We start from the raw sequence: 338 nt of genomic DNA, 5'->3' as shown, positions 1-338 counted from the left end.
ATTCTGCGCCGCCAGCGTGTTCGCCTGCGCGCTGTGGATCACCGACCACAAACTGTCTCAGGTACGTGGCTCGGTGCGCAGTCTGCTGACCATTTTCATCGTGTTCAGCAGCGTCAACCTGGCAGGGCTGACGTGTGCCCTTCCCGGCGGCTTGAACCTGCCCGCCACCTCGACCGGATGGCTGGCCCTCGCCACTTTGGTGGTGCTGTACGGCACAGGTTTTATCTTCCTGTTCATTTCCGTGCCTCGACTGGACATGCCGCGCAATGCGCCGGTCATGAACATCGAGCCATTGGCAACGCTGCTGATGGGCTGGATTGTGCTGGATCAGATGCTCA

Annotated in this window: 1 protein-coding gene; it reads left to right on the top strand. The window is 60.4% G+C overall.

What is annotated here, in order from left to right; translation table 11 throughout:
* A partial coding sequence (locus BK660_RS32245; protein WP_473087039.1) for an EamA family transporter occupies positions 1 to 338 on the top strand: 338 nt, incomplete at both ends.

This window comes from Pseudomonas brassicacearum (genome assembly GCF_003732265.1).
GTDB classification, from domain to species: domain Bacteria; phylum Pseudomonadota; class Gammaproteobacteria; order Pseudomonadales; family Pseudomonadaceae; genus Aquipseudomonas; species Aquipseudomonas brassicacearum_D.
The sequence above is the reverse complement of the archived record's forward strand: the minus strand, read 5'-3'. Positions and strand labels throughout refer to the sequence as shown.